Source organism: Sinorhizobium fredii NGR234 (assembly GCF_000018545.1).
GTDB lineage: Bacteria > Pseudomonadota > Alphaproteobacteria > Rhizobiales > Rhizobiaceae > Sinorhizobium > Sinorhizobium fredii_A.
Window position 1 is genome coordinate 1,655,284 of sequence record NC_012586.1, and the last position, 17,748, is coordinate 1,673,031.

General features: G+C 62.6%; 19 protein-coding genes. 4 read left to right on the forward strand and 15 right to left on the reverse strand.

The features are described from left to right. Nucleotides 1-216: 216 nt before the first annotated feature. On the forward strand, nt 217-1,326 hold the full coding sequence (locus tag NGR_RS07825) for an alcohol dehydrogenase catalytic domain-containing protein (protein ID WP_015887712.1): 1,110 nt from the start codon (nt 217-219) through the stop codon (nt 1,324-1,326). 306 nt (nt 1,327-1,632) lie between these two features. Here the strand turns inward: NGR_RS07825 and NGR_RS07830 are convergent, their stop codons facing one another. The 13 genes from NGR_RS07830 to NGR_RS07890 all read right to left on the reverse strand — a co-directional run bounded on the left by NGR_RS07830 (nt 1,633) and on the right by NGR_RS07890 (nt 14,001). After that, on the reverse strand, nt 1,633-3,033 hold the full coding sequence (locus NGR_RS07830) for an NAD(P)(+) transhydrogenase (Re/Si-specific) subunit beta (protein WP_015887713.1): 1,401 nt from the start codon (nt 3,031-3,033) through the stop codon (nt 1,633-1,635). A 10-nt stretch (nt 3,034-3,043) separates the two neighbouring features. After that, entirely contained in the window at nt 3,044-3,454 is a 411-nt protein-coding gene (locus tag NGR_RS07835) for an NAD(P) transhydrogenase subunit alpha (RefSeq protein WP_015887714.1), read from the reverse strand. Then, the gene (locus NGR_RS07840; protein WP_015887715.1) at nt 3,454-4,602 is read right to left on the reverse strand and encodes a Re/Si-specific NAD(P)(+) transhydrogenase subunit alpha; all 1,149 of its coding nucleotides are present in this window, start codon (nt 4,600-4,602) and stop codon (nt 3,454-3,456) included. The genes NGR_RS07835 and NGR_RS07840 overlap by 1 nt, the downstream gene beginning before the upstream one ends. A 61-nt stretch (nt 4,603-4,663) precedes the next feature. After that, nucleotides 4,664-4,981 (reverse strand): 2Fe-2S iron-sulfur cluster-binding protein, encoded by a 318-nt coding sequence (locus NGR_RS07845; RefSeq protein ID WP_015887716.1) that lies wholly within the window; start codon nt 4,979-4,981, stop codon nt 4,664-4,666. A 29-nt stretch (nt 4,982-5,010) separates the two neighbouring features. Continuing rightward, nucleotides 5,011-6,225, reverse strand: a complete 1,215-nt coding sequence (locus NGR_RS07850; RefSeq protein WP_015887717.1) for an NAD(P)/FAD-dependent oxidoreductase — start codon at nt 6,223-6,225, stop codon at nt 5,011-5,013. A gap of 64 nt (nt 6,226-6,289) precedes the next feature. Continuing rightward, complete coding sequence (locus NGR_RS07855) at nt 6,290-6,847, reverse strand: cupin domain-containing protein (protein WP_015887718.1); 558 nt, start codon at nt 6,845-6,847, stop codon at nt 6,290-6,292. Next, entirely contained in the window at nt 6,837-7,511 is a 675-nt protein-coding gene (locus NGR_RS07860) for a 4-carboxy-4-hydroxy-2-oxoadipate aldolase/oxaloacetate decarboxylase (protein WP_015887719.1), read from the reverse strand. The genes NGR_RS07855 and NGR_RS07860 overlap by 11 nt, the downstream gene beginning before the upstream one ends. Nucleotides 7,512-7,826: 315 nt before the next feature. After that, nucleotides 7,827-9,161 (reverse strand): ISNCY-like element ISRsp17 family transposase, encoded by a 1,335-nt coding sequence (locus tag NGR_RS07865; protein WP_012707505.1) that lies wholly within the window; start codon nt 9,159-9,161, stop codon nt 7,827-7,829. Nucleotides 9,162-9,366: 205 nt separating this feature from the next. Further along, nucleotides 9,367-10,608, reverse strand: coding sequence for an ABC transporter substrate-binding protein (locus NGR_RS07870; RefSeq protein WP_015887721.1), 1,242 nt, complete (start codon nt 10,606-10,608; stop codon nt 9,367-9,369). A gap of 1 nt (nt 10,609) precedes the next feature. Then, entirely contained in the window at nt 10,610-11,617 is a 1,008-nt protein-coding gene (locus NGR_RS07875) for a branched-chain amino acid ABC transporter permease (protein WP_015887722.1), read from the reverse strand. After that, a complete protein-coding gene (locus NGR_RS07880) occupies nt 11,614-12,495 on the reverse strand; it encodes a branched-chain amino acid ABC transporter permease (RefSeq protein ID WP_015887723.1) in 882 nt (293 codons plus the stop codon). Before NGR_RS07880 ends, NGR_RS07875 begins: the two co-directional genes overlap by 4 nt. A 1-nt stretch (nt 12,496) precedes the next feature. Continuing rightward, nucleotides 12,497-13,207: an ABC transporter ATP-binding protein gene (locus NGR_RS07885; RefSeq protein WP_015887724.1), complete on the reverse strand. Its 711-nt coding sequence runs from the start codon at nt 13,205-13,207 to the stop codon at nt 12,497-12,499. After that, nucleotides 13,204-14,001 (reverse strand): ABC transporter ATP-binding protein, encoded by a 798-nt coding sequence (locus NGR_RS07890; protein ID WP_015887725.1) that lies wholly within the window; start codon nt 13,999-14,001, stop codon nt 13,204-13,206. The genes NGR_RS07885 and NGR_RS07890 overlap by 4 nt, the downstream gene beginning before the upstream one ends. Nucleotides 14,002-14,375: 374 nt before the next feature. On the opposite strand from NGR_RS07890, the gene NGR_RS07895 reads away from it, so the two are divergent. After that, the gene (locus NGR_RS07895; protein WP_015887726.1) at nt 14,376-14,792 is read left to right on the forward strand and encodes a DoxX family protein; all 417 of its coding nucleotides are present in this window, start codon (nt 14,376-14,378) and stop codon (nt 14,790-14,792) included. Nucleotides 14,793-14,860: 68 nt separating this feature from the next. Here NGR_RS07895 and NGR_RS07900 read toward each other — a convergent pair whose 3' ends face one another. Continuing rightward, nucleotides 14,861-15,463, reverse strand: a complete 603-nt coding sequence (locus NGR_RS07900) for a TetR/AcrR family transcriptional regulator (protein WP_015887727.1) — start codon at nt 15,461-15,463, stop codon at nt 14,861-14,863. Nucleotides 15,464-15,526: 63 nt separating this feature from the next. Next, nucleotides 15,527-15,886 (reverse strand): DoxX family protein, encoded by a 360-nt coding sequence (locus NGR_RS07905; protein ID WP_015887728.1) that lies wholly within the window; start codon nt 15,884-15,886, stop codon nt 15,527-15,529. A gap of 352 nt (nt 15,887-16,238) precedes the next feature. Here NGR_RS07905 and NGR_RS07910 point away from each other — a divergent pair, with 352 nt between their 5' ends. Together NGR_RS07910 and NGR_RS07915 are read left to right on the forward strand one after the other, a co-directional pair. Continuing rightward, on the forward strand, nt 16,239-17,351 hold the full coding sequence (locus tag NGR_RS07910; protein WP_015887729.1) for an S-(hydroxymethyl)glutathione dehydrogenase/class III alcohol dehydrogenase: 1,113 nt from the start codon (nt 16,239-16,241) through the stop codon (nt 17,349-17,351). Between the two features lie 20 nt (nt 17,352-17,371). After that, nucleotides 17,372-17,704 carry a DUF3861 domain-containing protein gene (locus NGR_RS07915; protein ID WP_015887730.1) on the forward strand — a complete coding sequence of 111 codons (333 nt, stop codon included), beginning with the start codon at nt 17,372-17,374 and terminating at the stop codon, nt 17,702-17,704. The last annotated feature ends 44 nt before the right edge of the window (nt 17,705-17,748 follow it).

The following is a 17,748-nucleotide window of genomic DNA, read 5'->3' on the forward strand; positions in this document are numbered from 1 at the left end:
CCGTTCCTCCGCCTGGCGTTTGCGAGTTCGTGCGCCCTTTTTGGCTTGCGGCACGCATTTACATACCCATTGGACTTCCAATACCAATCAGTATCCGAATGCAGTGAGCGTGTCAATCCCGCAATGCAATTACGCCGGCGCTTGCACATTTAAATACCATGTGGTATTTGAAAACCTGTCGGTATGTTACTATTGAGGGTGGAACGGGAGGAATTCATGACTGAGACGATGCGCGCCGCGCGGCTGCACGCGGTCGGAGAACCGATGAGAATAGATGAGGTGGCGCGACCCGTGGCCACCGGAAGCGACGTTGTTGTCGAGGTCAAGGCCTGCGGCATGGTACCCAATCTCGCCAATGTGCTCGCGAACTGGGAAAACTGGTACCCGCAAATGCCCTTGCCGCCGCGTCCCGCGATTCATGGCCTCGATCCTTCGGGCATCGTCCATCAGGTCGGCGAGCAGGTCGTGGCGATCAAGCCTGGCGACCGGGTATATGTTAATCCGGGCCGTTTCTGCGGCGCCTGCCACGCCTGCACGTCTGGACGCCCGCAGGCCTGCGATCATTGGACGCTCGGCGGCTACTTCGGCTACAACCCTAAGAGCCTGGAGATGTTCAAACGCTATCCCTACGGGGGGTTCAGCGAATATATGCTGGCGCCCCAGGCCCAAGTCATCAAGATTCCGGACAACATGTCCTTCGTGCAGGGCTCGCGGATGGGCTACCTCGGCACCTCCTACGCAGCCTTGAAAAAGTGCGGTCCTCTGATGGGGCGCTCGCTGATCATCAACGGCGCCACCGGGACGCTCGGCGTCGGCGCCACTCTTTTCGCGCTCGCGATGGGGGCCGGCAAGATCTATGCGGTCGCGCGTGGCGACGAATTGCTTACTCGGCTGAAGGCGCTTGCGCCGAACCGGATCGAAACCTTTTCGAACCGGACCGGCTCGAGCGGTGACTTTGTGAAGGCCAGAACAGCCGGCGTGGGCGCCGATCTGATGCTCGATACGCTTGGTGCCAAGGCGCCGCTCGGATCCATGCTCGACGCCATGAAAGGCGTGCGCAGAGGTGGTCGCATCGTCAATATCGGCGGAACCGCCGGCGACCTTCCCGTCGACGTGAAATGGTGGATGGACGAGCAGATGGAGCTGATCGGCTCCGTCTGGTTCACCGCAGCCGAAGGGATGGAGATCGCCGCAATGGTCGAAAGCAAGGTCGTTGACCTCTCCGTAATGGAGCCAATGGTCTGGCCGCTCGAAAGCATCAATGAGGCCATTTCCGGTGTCGCCTCGGGCGATGGCGGCTTCACCTACTACGCTGTTACGATCTGAGGGACGCTCAGCGCGTTCGGGGTAGCAATCGCTACGTACACACCCCGCCCGGTGCCGCCGGGCGGGGTTTTTGCATGTGTCTGGCGGACGTGTCACCCAAGGGCCCGCAAACGCTATTTGGCCATCGGCCCCTTGGGGGGCGCGCGAGAACGCGCGGGATGCGGGCCTCGGGTCATAAGGTCCGCCGTTGGAATGAGCCCACATTCAAGCCGTAAGTGCCTGGAGATGCCACCCGCTGGCCCGGCACACGCCGAAACGCAGATGCCCGCCTCGCGGCGGGCATCTGTCTCAGGCTGGGTCTGAAGCTCAGTGATTGATCGCCTTGACAATCTCCTCGGTGACCTTCTTGGCGTCGCCCAAGAGCATCATCGTGCCGTCCTTGTAGAACAGCGTGTTGTCGATGCCGGCATAGCCGGAGCCGAGCGAGCGCTTGACGAACAGGCAGGTCTTGGCCTTGTCGACGTCGAGGATCGGCATGCCGTAGATCGGCGAGGTCTTGTCGTCGCGCGCCGCCGGGTTGGTGACGTCGTTGGCGCCGATGACATAGGCGACGTCGGCCTGGGCGAACTCGGAATTGATGTCCTCGAGCTCGAACACCTCGTCATAGGGGACGTTCGCCTCGGCGAGCAGCACGTTCATGTGCCCGGGCATGCGGCCGGCGACCGGATGGATCGCGTATTTGACTTCGACGCCGGCCTCCTTGAGCTTGTCGGCAAGTTCCCGGAGCGAGTGCTGCGCCTGCGCCACCGCCATGCCGTAGCCCGGCACGATGATCACCTTCGAGGCGTTCTGCATCAGGAAGGCGGCATCGTCGGCCGAGCCCTGCTTGACCGTCTTCTGCACGCCGCTGTCGTCCGCGGCGATCGCCGTCTCGCCGCCGAAGCCGCCGAGGATCACCGAGATGAAGGAGCGGTTCATGCCCTTGCACATGATGTAGGAGAGGATCGCCCCCGAGGAACCGACCAGCGCCCCGGTGATGATCAGCGCCAGGTTGCCGAGGGTGAAGCCGATACCGGCGGCCGCCCAGCCGGAATAGGAGTTCAGCATCGACACCACCACCGGCATGTCGGCGCCGCCGATCGGAACGATGATCAGCACGCCGAGCGCCAGCGACAGAAGGACGATCGCCCAGAAATTGAAGTGGCTCTCGGTCAACGCCAGGCCGATGATGAAGAAGACGACGAGGGCGGCGAGCGCCAGGTTGATCAGATGGCGGTAGGGCAAAAGGATCGGCTTGCCGGACATCCGGCCGTCGAGCTTGAGGAAGGCGATGATCGATCCGGTGAAGGTGATCGCGCCGATCGCCACGCCGAGCGCCATCTCGACGAGCGCCTGGGCATGGATCGAGCCCACTTCGCCGATGCCGAAGGAGGACGGCGCGTAGAGCGCCCCGGCCGCGACCAGCACCGCGGCAAGACCGACCAGCGAATGGAAGCCGGCGACGAGCTGCGGCATCGCCGTCATCGGGATGCGCTTGGCGATGTAGGCACCGACGCCGCCGCCGAGCGCGAGGCCGAGAACGATCAACAGCAAACCGCCGATCGACGGCCCGGCCAAAAGCAGCGTCGTGACGATGGCAATGGCCATGCCCACCATGCCGTAGGCATTGCCCTTGCGACTGGTGGTCGGATGCGAGAGACCGCGGAGCGCCATGATGAACAGCACGCCGGAGACGAGATAGAGGAAGGCTGCAAAGTTCGCGTTCATCGGCCCCGCCTCACTTTTCTTTCTTCTTGTACATGGCGAGCATGCGCTGGGTGACGAGGAAGCCGCCGAAGATGTTGACGGAAGCAAGCACCAGCGCCACGAAGCCGAAGCCGGTGGCAAGCCCGGAAGCGGAGATCCCGACGGCCAAGAGCGCGCCGACGACGATCACCGATGAGATCGCGTTGGTCACCGCCATCAGCGGCGTGTGCAGCGCCGGCGTCACCGACCAGACGACGTAATAGCCGACGAAGATCGCCAGCACGAAGATCGCCAGGCGGAAGACAAAAGGATCGATAGCGCCGCCGGTGGCGCCATGGGCAACCGCCCCGGCCGCATCCGGCACGTATTCGGCGGCGGTCCTGACCGCCTCGACCGCCCGTTCAAGGTCGGTCAGTGCCTTGTCCAACAGTTCGTTCGCCATCACTTTTCCCCCTCATTCGTGCCGCCGAAGGCCGGATGCACCACGGCGCCGCCATAGGTCAGCGCCGTTGCCTTGACGAGTTCGTCCTCCATGTTCACCGCCAGCCGCTTTTCCTCCTTGGAGACCATCGTCTCCAAAAAGGTGACGAGGTTCTTGGCATAAAGGAGCGAGGCGGAGGCGGCGATGCGGCCCGGCACGTTGAGGTGCCCGACGACCTTGACGCCGGCGACCTCCGTCACCTTGCCGGCTTCTGCCCCCTCGACGTTGCCGCCGCGCTCGACGGCGAGGTCGACGACGACCGAGCCGGGCTTCATCGAATGGAGCATTTCGCGGGTGACGAGCCGCGGCGCCGGGCGGCCGGGGATCAGCGCCGTAGTGATGACGATGTCCTGCTTGGAAATGTGATCGGCGACGAGTGCGGCCTGCTTGGCCTGATACTCCTTCGACATCTCCTTGGCATAGCCGCCGGCGGTTTCGGCCGCCTTGAACTCCTCGTCCTCGACGGCGATGAACTTGGCGCCGAGCGAGGCGACCTGTTCCTTGGCCGCCGGACGGACGTCGGTTGCCGAGACGACGGCGCCCAAGCGCCTTGCAGTGGCGATCGCCTGCAGGCCGGCAACGCCGGCGCCCATGACGAACACCTTCGCGGCCGGCACCGTGCCGGCCGCAGTCATCATCATCGGCAGCGCCCGATCATATTCGTGGGCCGCATCGATCACCGCCTGATAACCGGCGAGGTTCGCCTGCGAGGAAAGCACGTCCATCGATTGCGCCCGGGTGATGCGCGGCATCAACTCCATGGCGAAGGCGGTTACGCCGGCGTTGGCCATGGCGGCGATCGCCTCCGCGTTGCCGTAAGGGTCCATGATGGCGATGACGAGCGCGCCCGGCTTGTAGGCGGCGATCTCCCCGGCGATCGGGCGGCGGACCTTCAGGATGACGTCGGCGGTCTTGGCATCGGCGGCGCTCCCGATCCGGGCGCCGGCCTTCTCGAACTCAGCATCCGGAATGCGCGAACAGCGGCCTGCTCCGGCCTCCACGACTACCTCAAGGCCGAACGACAGGATTTTCTTCACCGTCTCAGGCGAGCCCGCTACGCGCGGCTCGTCGGGACTGCTTTCCCTTGCAATGTAAACACTTACACTCACCGTCACCTACCTCCGGGCGGTAATGGATCACTGATTGGAGAGATACGCCCCGGCGAAGAGGTCAGTCTTCCGGTGCCAGCGTCACGATCATGCCCGCAAGCTCCGCAGTGAAACGTACCTGGCAGGACAGCCGCGATTGCGGTCGCCGGTGATCCGAACTGTCGAGCAGATCGTCTTCATCGACGGAGAGCGACGGTAGATGTTCCTGGAAATCGTCATCGACATAGACGTGACAGGTGGCACAGGAACAGCAGCCGCCACAAAGCGCCAGCAATTCGTCCACGCCCGCATCGCGGATATGCTCCATGATCGAGATTCCATCGCGCCCCTCGACGGGCACGATCTGTCCGTTTCGCGAGATCACCGTAAAATTCGACATTTAAACCTCCCACATCGCTCTCGTGTGCTTCACGCAAGGGCCAGCGATTTCAGTCTGATGCTGTTGTTTGCCAGGACGTCCGGACTGACGCGCGCGCGCCTTTCGACCAGCATTCGGCCTTCGACGTAGTCCCTGACGCTATTGATGCAGTCCAGGGCGATCACCGCACCCTCGCGGAGATAGACGATACTGAAGCTGCGGGTGTTGGGATCGCCGCGCACCACCGTCCTGTCGAAGCCGGCGGAAAGACCCACGGTCTGAAGCCGGAGGTCGTACTGGTTCGACCAGAACCAGGGCGTTGCGCTGTAAGGCGTCAATTCCCCGCAAAGCGTCTTTGCCACGGCAGTGGCCTGATCATGGGCATTCTGCACGGACTCGATCCGCAGGCCGTGGGCGCTCTTGACCCGGGCGCAGTCGCCGACCGCGAACACGTCCGGCAGACTTGTCCGGCAATGCTCGTCGACGTCGAGGCCGTTCTCTCCCGACGCTCCGGCCTCGATCAGCGGTTCGACACAAGGCACGATACCGATGCCGACGATCGCGATATCCGCAGGAAGCGTCACACCATCCTTCAAGAGAACGCCAGTGAGGCGTCCCTCGCTACCGACGAACTTGTCGACACCGGTCTCGAGCCTGATTTCGACGCCGTGGTCACGGTGCTCCCTCTCATAGAAACGAGACAGCGGTTCCGCCGCGACACGGGCAAGCACCCTGTTCATCGCTTCGACGACGGTCACCGTCTTTCCGAGCTTGGTTAGCGCGGCCGCGGCCTCGAGCCCGATGTAACCGCCGCCGACGACCACCACTCCTTCCGCGCTGGCAAGATCCTTCACGAGCCGGTCCACATCCGAGCGTGTCCGGACCGCGTGGATGCCTTGAAGATCATGACCGGGGCAGGACATCCGGCGCGGGCGCCCGCCAGCGGACCAGATGAGGTAGCCGTAACTGTAGGTGGCACCGTCCGCGCAAAGGACCTGCTTCTCCTTCGCGTGGACCTTGACGACTTCGTGCCCGAGCAGCAGGTCGATGCTGCGCGACGTCCAGAACTCAGCCGGCCGGATCAGAATGCGGTCGAAGGTCTTGCCACCAAGGAGATAATCCTTGGAGAGGGGCGGACGTTCATAAGGCGGATCCCGGTCTTCGCTGAGGATTCCGATCGATCCTTGGAAGCCGTTCTGACGAAGCGACGTCGCTGCCTGGGCGCCCCCGTGCCCGCTTCCGACGATGAGGCAATCGTAATGCATCGCGCCCTCCTCCGGCAGCGTGAATTGCACATGTGTTGATTTCCGCGCGTGCGAGCGATGTTGCTCAGGAACGCGCTGCTCCAATCAGGACGAAGGCCATCGTTGCCGGCGACGTCCCTTTATTTCGCCAGGCATGGCGTGTGCCGCACTGGATCGCGACGTCGCCTTGCCGCAGATTGACCTCCGCCCCGTCATCGAGCTCCAGCCAGATCTCGCCTTCGAGCACGATGTCGTAGTCGATCGAGTCCGTCGTGTGCATCCCGGGGTTTTCGCGTTCGAAGAGTTCCGCGAGCCCAGGAAGGTGGACCTGCTGCTCCGCATCCGCCGCTGCGGGATCGAAGGACGGGTCCGCCATCACCGAGTCCGGCGGGAAACGAACGATCATCAAGCGCGTTTCGCCGGCCGAAGGGGTAATTCGGGTCCCGGGCAGAGCGGGGTCCGAACCATCCAGCGGCAACTCCGGACCGGCCGGCGTCGCCCAGCAGACCGACGTCATGAAACCGGGGATCGATGCATGCAGGTGCGCATTCGGCACGAGATCGTCGCTGACGAAGACGGAGCGGCCATTGCGGATGCCCGTCACGACCCGTCGCGGCACGGCTGATTTGCTCTCAGTCGACATAGACGAGTCCTTCCTCCGCGAGCTTCCGGCGCATGTTGTTGACGTCGAGGCTGAGTTCGCCCGCCGCATAACGCAGCCGCTTCTCCTCCTCCATCTTCTCCCGCGCACGCCCCTTCTCGAGCACCATCGCCGCGTCCTCGGCGGGAACCACGCAGACGCCATCGTCATCGGCGACGATGACGTCGCCCGGGTTGATCAGGCATCCGGCACAGACGATCGGCACCTGGACATTGGCCAAGGTCTCCTTGACCGTCCCTTGGGCGGAGATGGCTTTCGACCACACGGGGAATTGCATTTCCGTCAGGGTGGCGACGTCACGTACGCCTGCATCTATGATCAGGCCGTGGATACCGAGCGCCTTGGCGGACGTCGCCAGGAGATCGCCGAAATAGCCGTCGTCGCAGGGCGATGTCGGCGTGACTACGAGAATGTCTCCCGGGCGGGCCTCGCCCAGCGCCACGTGGATCATCCAGTTGTCCCCGGGAGCGACCTCGCAGGTCAGCGCGTTGCCGGCAATCTTTGCGCGCCGATAGATCGGCCGCATATGGGGCGCAAGCAGGCCTCGTCTCCCCTGCGCCTCATGCACGGTAGCAACCCCAAGGGCACCGAGCCCGCGGACGATCGCATCGTCCATCCGCTTTATGTTCCGTATCACTTTCGCCATGACGCCCCTCCCGCGGCAATCACTCCTGGAGAATCTGCAAGCCTCCCCAGCAATTTAGAATACCATTCAGTATCTGAATTCTATTCGGAATGTCAACCTCCATTCGTATGGAAATGGCTAGACTAGTGCCCATCCATAAACGCCTGTTTTTCTGCGGTTTTGCAAGGTTGTTTGCCGGCTGACATCGTTTCTTGGGACGCGTGATGGCACAAGGCGGCGCAGGTTATGGCCCGAAGAGCGATCTGGCGGCAATGGGTCATGGGGTATCGGCCGACGCTCGCCGGCCTTGCTCTGAACGCCACCGGATCAGGAGCGTCAGGTCGGCCTGAGGCGGGCGAAGAGGGCGAGATTGTAAGCGACCACCGAGGACCAGACATAAGCCTTGAAGTGGTCGAGCCCACGCCAGGTGCAGCGCCCCAAGCCATAAGCGCGTTTCAGGCAAGAGATGCCGGCCTCGATGCCGGCGCGGAAGTTGCGCAGCTTGCGATAGACCCAGCGGCTGCTGACCATGTCTTCGATGCTGAGGCCGCGCTTCTTGTGGAAGGCCATGTCGCGGATGCCGCGGGCTTTGGCTCCGCTCAGGTTTTCGCGGCTGGCATAGCCGCCGTCGGCCGCCGCCTGACGCGGCGGCTCGCCGTAAAAGGCGATGTGGCGTTCCAGCATCGGCAGCAAGCGCTCGCTGTCGGTCGGATTGCCGGCTTCGATGACGAGGTCGAGGATCAGTCCGCTTCTGCCGGTGGTCAGATTGAGTTTGTGGCCGTAGTCGACGTCGCGGCTGCCCTTGACGATGATGTCGGCATGCGGCTCGAACAGGCTCACCAGCTTCTCGCCGGCAGGGACCGGCTCCCCGACCAGGACCCGCTGTTCGGTCTGGGCGATGATCCGCTCGATCAGCGGCCGGTAATGGCGGAGTTGGGCCTGCCACAGTGCGCCGGCCGGGCCCGCCGTCAGCGGCACCTGTTCACTGGCCTGCTGCAGATAACTCAAAGTCGTGTGCGTGATCTTGAGCAGTTCGCGATAGTGCCTGATTCGTTTGGGGCGGCCGCGGGTATATTCGATCGCCCGAGCCCGCTTCTTTGCCGCGCGGCGATGGTCGTGCCATGGGATGGCGCTACCCAGCGCCTCGGCCTGCTGCAACAGCCGCACCGTCACCCGGACAGCGTCCCATAACAGGCTGCTGTCGCTCGGTTCATGTATCGGTGCGGCGGTGACGGTGCTGTCCACGCGCACGACCTTGCCACTTTCCAGCTTCTCCTGCCGGGCGCTCGCCAGCAGCACCCCGTTGATCTCTTCAAAGGTTTGCGCCCGGATCGCGCTGATCGTCTTGTGCAAGACCGACTTCTTCGGGTTCCAGCCCCACGGCAGCCGGGCAAACGCCCGGAACGAGGCGGAGTCTTCGAGATGGAAGGCCAGTTCCTGGTAACTCAACTGGCGATGCTGCTTGAGCAGCGCGCAGCGCAGCACAGCCTCGGCTGGTAGCCCCTCGCGGCCGGTCTGTCTGAGACCATGCCGGCGCAGGTCCCCCGCCACCAGCCCGAGCAACTCGCCATGCTCATCCAGCCATTCCGACATCGCCTTCAGTTCACGACCGATCTCGTGTTCGGCGAAAAGATCAAATATGCTGGCTTGGACGGTGCGTTCTTGGCGCATTGTCGGCTCCGGCGGTTACGGGTTTGTCTTTAGAATCAGTAGCTTGATCTAAAGTATACCTGAAACCGCCGGGCTTTGCCCGCGCAGATATCGCGATTCACCCAATAATTTCAGCAGTTTACCGTTTGTGGACGGGCACTAGACTAGCGAAGAACACAAAAAAGGGGCGCCCTGAGCGCCCCCTTCACGATGTATTGGATCGCAGTCAATGTGACGGCGTCTTCCCTTCGAAGGAGATCATCGAGCCGACAGGCTGGTACGTTGCTCCATCGAACTGGAAGAGCTGCAGCGACTCGATGGGATAGACGTCCTCGCCGCTTTTCGTGTTCAGGGTGATGCCCGGCAGAAGCAGATCCAATTGGACACTGTCGAGGTTTCGAGCCGTCTCCATCATCGCTGCACGGGTTGGCTCCTTCATCGATGAGAGCACCTTCACCAGCGCATCGCCGGTCGCATATCCGACCTGACCGAGCGCGTCGTCGATGGCGAAGCTGGCCTTGGCGGCCTCACGGTCGGCGATGTAATGCTTGATGCCTGCGTCGTCGCCCGGGGCTTTGGCATTCACTTGCTTGAGGTATTGGCTTGTGATCACGCCTTTTGCATTTTCGAGGCCCGCCGGTTTCAGGGAAGCGACGGAGGCTGCGATGTTCGACACGAGAGTCGTCGGATTCCAGCCGCTCTCGGTGGCGAAGCGCACTGCTTCTGCCCCCTGCTTCGGACCGGTGATCACGACCAGGGTATCGGCACCGGAGGCCTTGAGGGTCGAAAGCTGGTTTTCGACCGTTGGGTCCGCCGAGGTCACCGGTTGCGCCGCGACGATCTTGATGTTGGACATGCTGACCGCGTCCTCCAGGGCCTTCTGGAAGGTCTGCCCCGTCTCGGTGTTCAGATAGAGAAGGGCGATTTTCGCTTCGGGCTTGGTGTCCAGCAGATAGCGCGCGAATGCGGCCGCCTCCGTCGTGAAGGAGGGAACGAGGCCGATCTCCCACTCCGGTCCGGCGAGTTCGTGGACGCCCGAATACATGAAGAGGTTGGGCACCTCGCGTTGCGTAATATACCGGCCGATCGCCTGGTTGTTAGGCGTGCCGGCCGTCGCCAGGACTGCGAACACCTCCTCGCGCTCAACGAGCTTGCGCACATTGGTGAGCGTGCGTTGCGGATCCAACCCGTCATCCTCGACGACAAGTTCGATCTTGCGGGTCTTGCCGTCGCCCATCTTGACGCCGCCCGCAGCATTGATGGCGTCGACCTTCGTCCTTACTCCCTCGGTGATCGCGCCGATCGCCGCAACCGGCCCGGTCAGCGGTCCTGAAATGCCGATGCGGACCGCATCGCTCGTGATGCCGGGGGACTCGCTCTCCTGTGCCTGGGCGCTGCCGGTCATAAGGCCCGTCAACGCCACCACATGCAGCAGGCTGAAAGCTCCTCTAGGAACGCGTATCGGCATGTCATTCTCCTCCCAATTGGCCGGGCAACGGGCCCGGCATTCGCGACAAGACCTTGAACTTGAAGACCGCAGAAAGAGCGGCGAGAAACGTCTCGATCCGCAGCCCGGCAATGCCCTGGCGGGCGACCATCATCATGGCGATCAGGCAGAGGCCGTAAATCAACCCGCCGAGTGCAGGGTTGATATCGGTCGTGAAGCCCGGCACGAAGACGACGAAGCCGGCCCCGATGAAAGCGCCGGCAATGCTGGTGATGCCGCCGACGATACCGCCGATCAGGATGTCGATCGATTTCATCGGCAGGAACGATTGTGGGCTGATGAACCCGTTGAGGATGCAGAAGAGGCCGCCGCCAAGCCCGGCGAGCGCCGAACTCACGGCAAAGGCCGCCAAGCGGCCTTTCGTGAGATTGACGCCGAGCGCCTCGGCAATCACCGGATTGTCGCGGAGGGCGCGCATCAGACGACCGGTATCGCCGCGCAGCAGGCGCGTGACGACCATGATGGAGATGGCTGCGCATATCAGTGACACGCCATAGAGCCAGGCTTCCTGGCTGCCGGGGAACCATTTGGGCGCAAACGGCTGGTCGGTTGCAAGGCCGGTCACGCCGCCGGTCAGCGTGTCCATCTTCAACAGGAGCTGCGGAAAGGCCGACGCGACGCCGAAGGTGATGATCGCGAGCTGCAGACCTTGCAGCCTCAAGGCAGGGAGGCCGATGATCACGCCAATCAGCCCTGCGGAGACGGCCGCCAATGGGAGCGTCGCCAGCGGATCCAAGCCGAAACTGACATTGAGAATGGCCGTCGTATAGGCACCCACGCCGAACAACGCACCCTGTGCCAAGCAGATCTGTCCCGTGAAGCCGAGGAGCAAATTGAGGCCGAGGATCGCAATCCCGTAGGAGACGGCAATGCTGATTTCGAACAACAGGAAATCCGGAACAACGAGAGGCGAGCCGAGGGCAGCGGCGACAAGGACCAAGGGGGCAAATCGAAGAAGTTGCGTGTTCATAGCTTGACCACCGTGCGAGTACCGAAGAGACCGACCGGCCGAACGAGCAGGACGACGAGAGTGACGAGTATCGGGATCACCACGCGCAGATCCGCACCGATGAAGGGGAGAAAGGTCGCGCCGAGGCTTTCCGCCACACCGACAATCAGACCGCCGATCATCGCCCCGAGCGGGCTGTCCCAGCCGCCAAGGGTCGCCGACGCCAGGGCGTAGAGCAGGATCGGCATCATCATCGTCGGGCTCAGGAACAGCCGCGGCCCGACCAGAAGCGCCGCGACGAAGCCAATCACCGCGGCAAAGCCCCAGCCGAGCATCAGCATCCGTTCGACGGGGATCCCAACAAGCAGGCTCTTCTCGCCATCAAAGGCGGAGGCTCGCATGGCGAGGCCAAGCCGTGTGAAGCGAAAGACCGCCCCCGTGGCCACGGCGAGACAGAGCAGAAGGGCGATCATGCCGGCCGCACTTGCCGTCATGCGCACGCCAAGGAAATCCCAGCCGATGTTCGGGAACAGCGAGGGAAAAGCACGCTGGTCGGAACCCCAGAGCCACAGGGATAGCGCCTGGAAGACGACGAAGAGCCCGAGCGTCACGACGACGACGGCCTCGACCGGGGCCTTAGAAACCGGCCTGATGACGAAGCGGAAAATGCCGATCCCGAGCACGAACGCGAAGACGCCGACGACGAGGAAGGAAAGCATCATCGGCATGCCCCATTCATAGAGCTGCCAGGCACAATAAGCCGAGAAGGTGGCCATTTCGCCTTGCCCGAAATTGACGATGCGCGTCGCACGGAAGATCAGGACCAAGGCCAGCGCCAGGGACGCGTAGATGGCTCCGGATGCAAGGCCATCGACGACAAGTTGGAAGAACAGTTCCATCTCACACCCCCAGATAGGATTGCTGGACGGCCTCGTTGCCCAAGAGATCCCGCGCCGCGCCGCTCACCGTGAAAGATCCGGACTCGAGGACGTAGGCCGTATCCGCGAATTGGAGGGTGAGGTCGGCATTCTGCTCGACGATCAGGAGCGTCATGCCGTGCTCCCGATTGAGCGACTTGAGTATTTCGAAGATTTCTTCGGTGATCGCCGGCGCAAGGCCAAGCGAAGGCTCGTCGCACATCAGAAGCTTCGGGCGCGACATGAGCGCCCGGGCAAGGGCCAGCATCTGCTGCTCGCCGCCGCTGAGGCTGCCGGCCTGCTGCTGCCGACGCTCGGCGAGCCGCGGAAAGGCCGCGTACCACCGCTCCATGTCGGAGGCGATCTGTTGCCTGTCGCCGACCGTATAGGCCCCGACCGCAAGGTTTTCCTCAACCGTGAAGTCGCCGAATGTTCCGCGGCCCTGCGGTATGTGCGCAAGACCAAGCGCCACTCTCTGTGCCGCGTTGCAGGGGGTGAGATTCGAGCCGCAAAAATCGATCGTTCCCCGCGCCGGCATGAGCCCCGACAGAGCTCTAAGGATCGTCGTCTTGCCGGCGCCGTTCGATCCGAGCAGCGCTACGATCGCGCCTTGCTCGACGAAAAAGTCGACGCCATGCAGAACGTCGGCTGCGCCGTATCCGGCGGATAGGCCTTGTACCTTTAGCATTGTCATCGCGCCCTCCCGAGATAGGCATCGATGACTGCCGGATTGGCCTTGACCTCTGCGGGCGTGCCGCTCGCCAGGTTGCGACCGAGGTGGAAAACCTCAATTCGATCGCAAAGGCTCATCACCAGACCCATATGGTGCTCGATGAGCACGATCGTGACGCCATGATCGTCGCGGACGCGGGTGACGAGCTCGCCGAACTCTGCAACTTCCCCATGGGTGAGCCCGCCCGCCGGCTCATCGAGAAGAAGCACCGTGGGACGGGAGGCAAGCGCCCGGGCGATTTCCATGCGCTTTTGCGTCGGATAGGGCAGCGAGCCGGCTGTCTTGTCGGCAACGCCGGTGAGATTGAGGTGTTCGAGGATCGCCCGACAGTGCTGCTCCGTCGCGCTTTCCCGATCACGGGCACGCCCGGGTCGCAGCACCGCCTCGATAAAGCGGCCGCCCGTCAAGTGGTGGGCGCCAAGCATGACATTCTCCAGCACCGTCATGGCGCCGTAGATGCCGAGATTCTGAAACGTGCGCGCAACGCCCAGTTGGATGATTTGGCGCGCGGGCAACGCTTCGATCGCCCGTCCGCAAAGGCGGATCGAACCGGCGGTCACCGCGCTCAGCCGGGTAATGGAGTTGAACAGCGTCGTCTTGCCGGCGCCGTTCGGGCCAATCAGGCCGCATATTTCGCCGGCATTCACGCTGAGCGAGACGCCCTTTAGCGCATGTATGCCGCCAAAGCGCACGTCAACATTTTCGACGGAAAGCACCGGGCCGCCGTTGCCGGCAGCCTTGAGATCCACAGCCATCCTATCCTCCCCTAGGGCTGTTCGGTCGGTCCCGAAGTTGTCGGCGCCAATTCTCCTCTGCGGCGCCGCTTGACAATCCTCAAGATACCGAAAAGTATCTGAAATCCGAACGGTATGTCAATGCTTACTTTGAAGTGTAGGGACAAGCCGTCGGGTAGCAATGATGTGAGGCGACCGCCTGCAAGCGGGAGAGCCGGCCGGGAGGGCAAATTGAGGAAGCAGTGTTTGAGCGGCCGGCTCGGCGGGCGAGACCTTCATCCGATCCGCGGTCCACGGCGGCACCCTCGCATATCGAACAGCGCCAGAAGCCTTGCCGGCAGGACCGGCCGGATGCTGCGTCAATCCAACAGACCACACCAAAAGGAGACACACAGATGATCGATTCACGTACTGCCCCCTACGCCATCCTCATGCTGCGGGTGACACTCGGACTACTCTTTCTCGCCCATGCCGGTTTGAAGGTCTTCGTCTTCACGCCGGCCGGGACGGCGCAGTTCTTTGCAAGCCTCGGCCTGCCGGCTGCCCTCGCCTATCTGACGATCGCTCTCGAGACCCTGGGCGGCCTCGCCCTCATCGCCGGTTTCTTCGCGCGCGTGGCTGCGCTGGTCCTGATACCGGTATTGCTCGGCGCGATCATCATGGTCCATGCCGCGGCCGGCTTCTTCTTCACCAACCCGAATGGCGGATGGGAATTCTTGGCTTTGTGGATCGTTGGATTGGCCGCGGTTGTTCTCGCGGGCGACGGTGCGCTTGCGGTGCGCCCGACCTTCAACAGCAAGGCAACCGCTTAATCATGGCGCTGGCCCGCGGCCGAATAACTGCCGCGGGCGCTCCCCTTTGCGTCGCACCCTCAACTGGCTCAGATCGCCTTTTCCCTGGCGCCATAGGCCTCGTACATCGATGTCAAGGCGACTTTCACAAGCTCGCCGACCGTCGGCCCGTTTGTGAAGCTCGACGCTGCGCCATAGGTGAGCTCGAAAACAATACCGCCGAGCGCCGTCGGACCGGCGGGCGCCCCGCCTTCCGGGAATATCCGAAGCAGTATCTTGCCCAATCCCTCCCATTGCGCGCGGAACAGGTTTGAATGACGCTCCCCGAAGGTGGCGTTGCGTCGCGCGTGGCGGAAGAGCTCCAATGCCAGCATCCCCCAGCTCGGGTCGGTAGAGCGCTCCTGGGCCCAATTGCTCAATGTATCGATCAAGTCGCGCGGATCTTCGATCGGACCGAGCAGTGCCTGCAGCTCGACGACGTCTTCGCCCGCATGGGTCTCGAGCAGGTAAAGGAAAATGTCTTCCTTGCCGTTGAAATTGGAATAGAAGGCTCCCTTGCTGAAGCCCGCTTCCTCGGCGATGCGTTCAATGGTTGCGCCCTCGTAACCTTCACGGGCGACGACCTCGCGCGCGGACGCCAGCAGCTTCGCTTTCGTCCGCGCCTGGCTCTGTTCTCGTGTCAATCGCGCCAAGATTACTCTCCCTGATTGCTATCGCACTCGGATACCTCCCAGTATCTCTAAAAGGCTGGGGCGTCAATCAAGCACGGCCAGGACGCAAGCCGCCGACCAGAAGATCATGAACTCCGGCCCCTGCTTCTGCCAGCGCCAGTTCCAACCGTTGATACGAAGGACGGCATAGCTGGCGCCAAGCAGAACGGCGACAGCCAGACCGGCCGCAAGCTTCGGAAAGATATTGAGGACCAGTCCCGAGCCGGCAATCAGTTCGGCGATGATGGTAATGATCACGAACGCTCCAGCCGGATGGAACCCGGCCTTGGCAAATGTTGCCGAAGCGGGCCCGACATTTCGCATTTTGCCGATGCAATGGGGAATGAACCAGAGGCCGCACAGCACCCGAAGAACTGAGCTCGGCTCGACGGAAAGGAAATCCATAGCCGGGCCCTCCTATGCCGCTTTCGGTGCTTCGATCTGGCGCTTGCCGCCACCCGGTGCTGAAGTACCGGGCGACCTCAGGTGAGACTCCGACGGAGGCAGCACCTCACTGGAACCGCCGCTACCCGGCGCATTCATGTTAACTTTCGAACCGCTCGGCGGCTGCGCTCCCGCGACATCAAACATTCGAACCCTCCCTGTCTGCGTCAGTTTGACCGATCGCCCAGGACCCCTATCGGGTCACGGATCGATCATGTGAACACCAACTCGAAACTGCATCTTGCAATTTCGGATACCAATGAGTATCTACAAACCACTAAGAACGTCAATGCATATCGAGGGAGGACTCCACATGAAATCTCGCGCTGCGGTCGCTTGGGCGGCTAACAAGCCACTGTCGATCGAGACAATCGAAATCGGCGGCCCCAAGACCGGGGAAGCTCTCATCGAGATCATGGCAACCGGCGTCTGCCATACGGATGCCTACACGCTCTCCGGCCTTGACTCGGAGGGCAAGTTCCCGGCGATCCTCGGCCACGAGGGTGCCGGGATCGTCCGGGAGGTTGGGCCTGGCGTCACATCGCTGCGGCCTGGCGACCACGTCATTCCGCTCTACACGCCCGAATGCCGGGAGTGCAAAACCTGCTTGTCGCAACGCTCGAACCTCTGCACCTCGATCCGGGCGACGCAGGGCCAAGGCCTGATGCCGGACAGGACCACCCGCTTCTCGTGCGACGCCGGCGAGATTTTCCATTACATGGGCTGCTCGACCTTCTCGAATTTCACGGTCCTGCCGGAAATTGCCATCGCCAAGGTTCGCGAGGACGCCCCCTTCGACAAGATCTGCTACATCGGCTGCGGGGTGACGACCGGCATCGGCGCGGTCATCCACACGGCGAAGGTCTGGCCGGGCGCGAATGTCGCGGTGTTCGGCCTCGGCGGGATCGGCCTCAACGTGATCCAGGGCGCCCGCATGGTCGGCGCCGACCGGATCATCGGCGTCGATTTGAACCCCGCCAAGGCTGAGATGGCGCGCCGCTTCGGCATGACGGACTTCGTCAACCCGAACGAGGTCGGGACCGGCAAAGTTGTCGAGGCCATCCAGGACCTGACAGGTGGCGGCGTGGACTTCTCCTTCGATGCCACCGGCAACACCAATGTCATGCGCCAGGCGCTTGAATGCTGCCATCGCGGCTGGGGCGAGTCGATCATCATCGGCGTTGCCGAAGCCGGCAAGGAGATCTCGACGCGTCCGTTCCAGCTGGTGACGGGCCGCGTATGGAAGGGCACGGCCTTCGGAGGCGCCCGTGGCCGCACCGACGTTCCGCAGATCGTCGACTGGTATATGGAAGGCAAGATCAACATCGACGATCTGATCACCCACACCATGCCACTCGACGAGATCAACACGGCCTTCGACCTGATGCACGAAGGCAAATCGATCCGTTCCGTCGTTCTCTTCTGAGAAGAAAGCAGGAGAAAATCATGGCTTCTTCAGGCTACACCTACGAAGTATCCTTGCGTTTGGTTGGCAAGCGTGACGGCAGCGTTCCCGATGAGCCCGCCGTATTGACCTTCGAACATTTCAACCATGACGACATCATCGACATAGTGGAGCGCATGCGCCGCACTACCGGCCTCGCTCCGGATGCTGCAGCGGCAGCCGCGGTCGGACTGAAGTTGCTTGGGGAAGTGATGCTGCGAGAAAAAAGAAATGCTCTGTTTGACCCGCTGCGGACCGCGTTTCGTACGTTCATCACATCCCTGAAAAGCCGCGCTGCGGGCGACGCTGATTTTCTTGACCGGTCTGCCGTATAGCTGACGCGCATGTCAAATAATGGCAATCGACCCTAAATTGGTGA

Coding starts and splice junctions, on each gene's coding strand:
- NGR_RS07825 (WP_015887712.1), top strand. CDS start 217: ATGACTGAGACGATGCGCGCCGCGCGGCTGCACGCGGTCGGAGAACCG.
- NGR_RS07830 (WP_015887713.1), bottom strand. CDS start 3,033: ATGAACGCGAACTTTGCAGCCTTCCTCTATCTCGTCTCCGGCGTGCTG.
- NGR_RS07835 (WP_015887714.1), bottom strand. CDS start 3,454: ATGGCGAACGAACTGTTGGACAAGGCACTGACCGACCTTGAACGGGCG.
- NGR_RS07845 (WP_015887716.1), bottom strand. CDS start 4,981: ATGTCGAATTTTACGGTGATCTCGCGAAACGGACAGATCGTGCCCGTC.
- NGR_RS07850 (WP_015887717.1), bottom strand. CDS start 6,225: ATGCATTACGATTGCCTCATCGTCGGAAGCGGGCACGGGGGCGCCCAG.
- NGR_RS07855 (WP_015887718.1), bottom strand. CDS start 6,847: ATGTCGACTGAGAGCAAATCAGCCGTGCCGCGACGGGTCGTGACGGGC.
- NGR_RS07860 (WP_015887719.1), bottom strand. CDS start 7,511: ATGGCGAAAGTGATACGGAACATAAAGCGGATGGACGATGCGATCGTC.
- NGR_RS07865 (WP_012707505.1), bottom strand. CDS start 9,161: ATGCGCCAAGAACGCACCGTCCAAGCCAGCATATTTGATCTTTTCGCC.
- NGR_RS07870 (WP_015887721.1), bottom strand. CDS start 10,608: ATGCCGATACGCGTTCCTAGAGGAGCTTTCAGCCTGCTGCATGTGGTG.
- NGR_RS07875 (WP_015887722.1), bottom strand. CDS start 11,617: ATGAACACGCAACTTCTTCGATTTGCCCCCTTGGTCCTTGTCGCCGCT.
- NGR_RS07880 (WP_015887723.1), bottom strand. CDS start 12,495: ATGGAACTGTTCTTCCAACTTGTCGTCGATGGCCTTGCATCCGGAGCC.
- NGR_RS07885 (WP_015887724.1), bottom strand. CDS start 13,207: ATGACAATGCTAAAGGTACAAGGCCTATCCGCCGGATACGGCGCAGCC.
- NGR_RS07890 (WP_015887725.1), bottom strand. CDS start 14,001: ATGGCTGTGGATCTCAAGGCTGCCGGCAACGGCGGCCCGGTGCTTTCC.
- NGR_RS07895 (WP_015887726.1), top strand. CDS start 14,376: ATGATCGATTCACGTACTGCCCCCTACGCCATCCTCATGCTGCGGGTG.
- NGR_RS07905 (WP_015887728.1), bottom strand. CDS start 15,886: ATGGATTTCCTTTCCGTCGAGCCGAGCTCAGTTCTTCGGGTGCTGTGC.
- NGR_RS07910 (WP_015887729.1), top strand. CDS start 16,239: ATGAAATCTCGCGCTGCGGTCGCTTGGGCGGCTAACAAGCCACTGTCG.
- NGR_RS07915 (WP_015887730.1), top strand. CDS start 17,372: ATGGCTTCTTCAGGCTACACCTACGAAGTATCCTTGCGTTTGGTTGGC.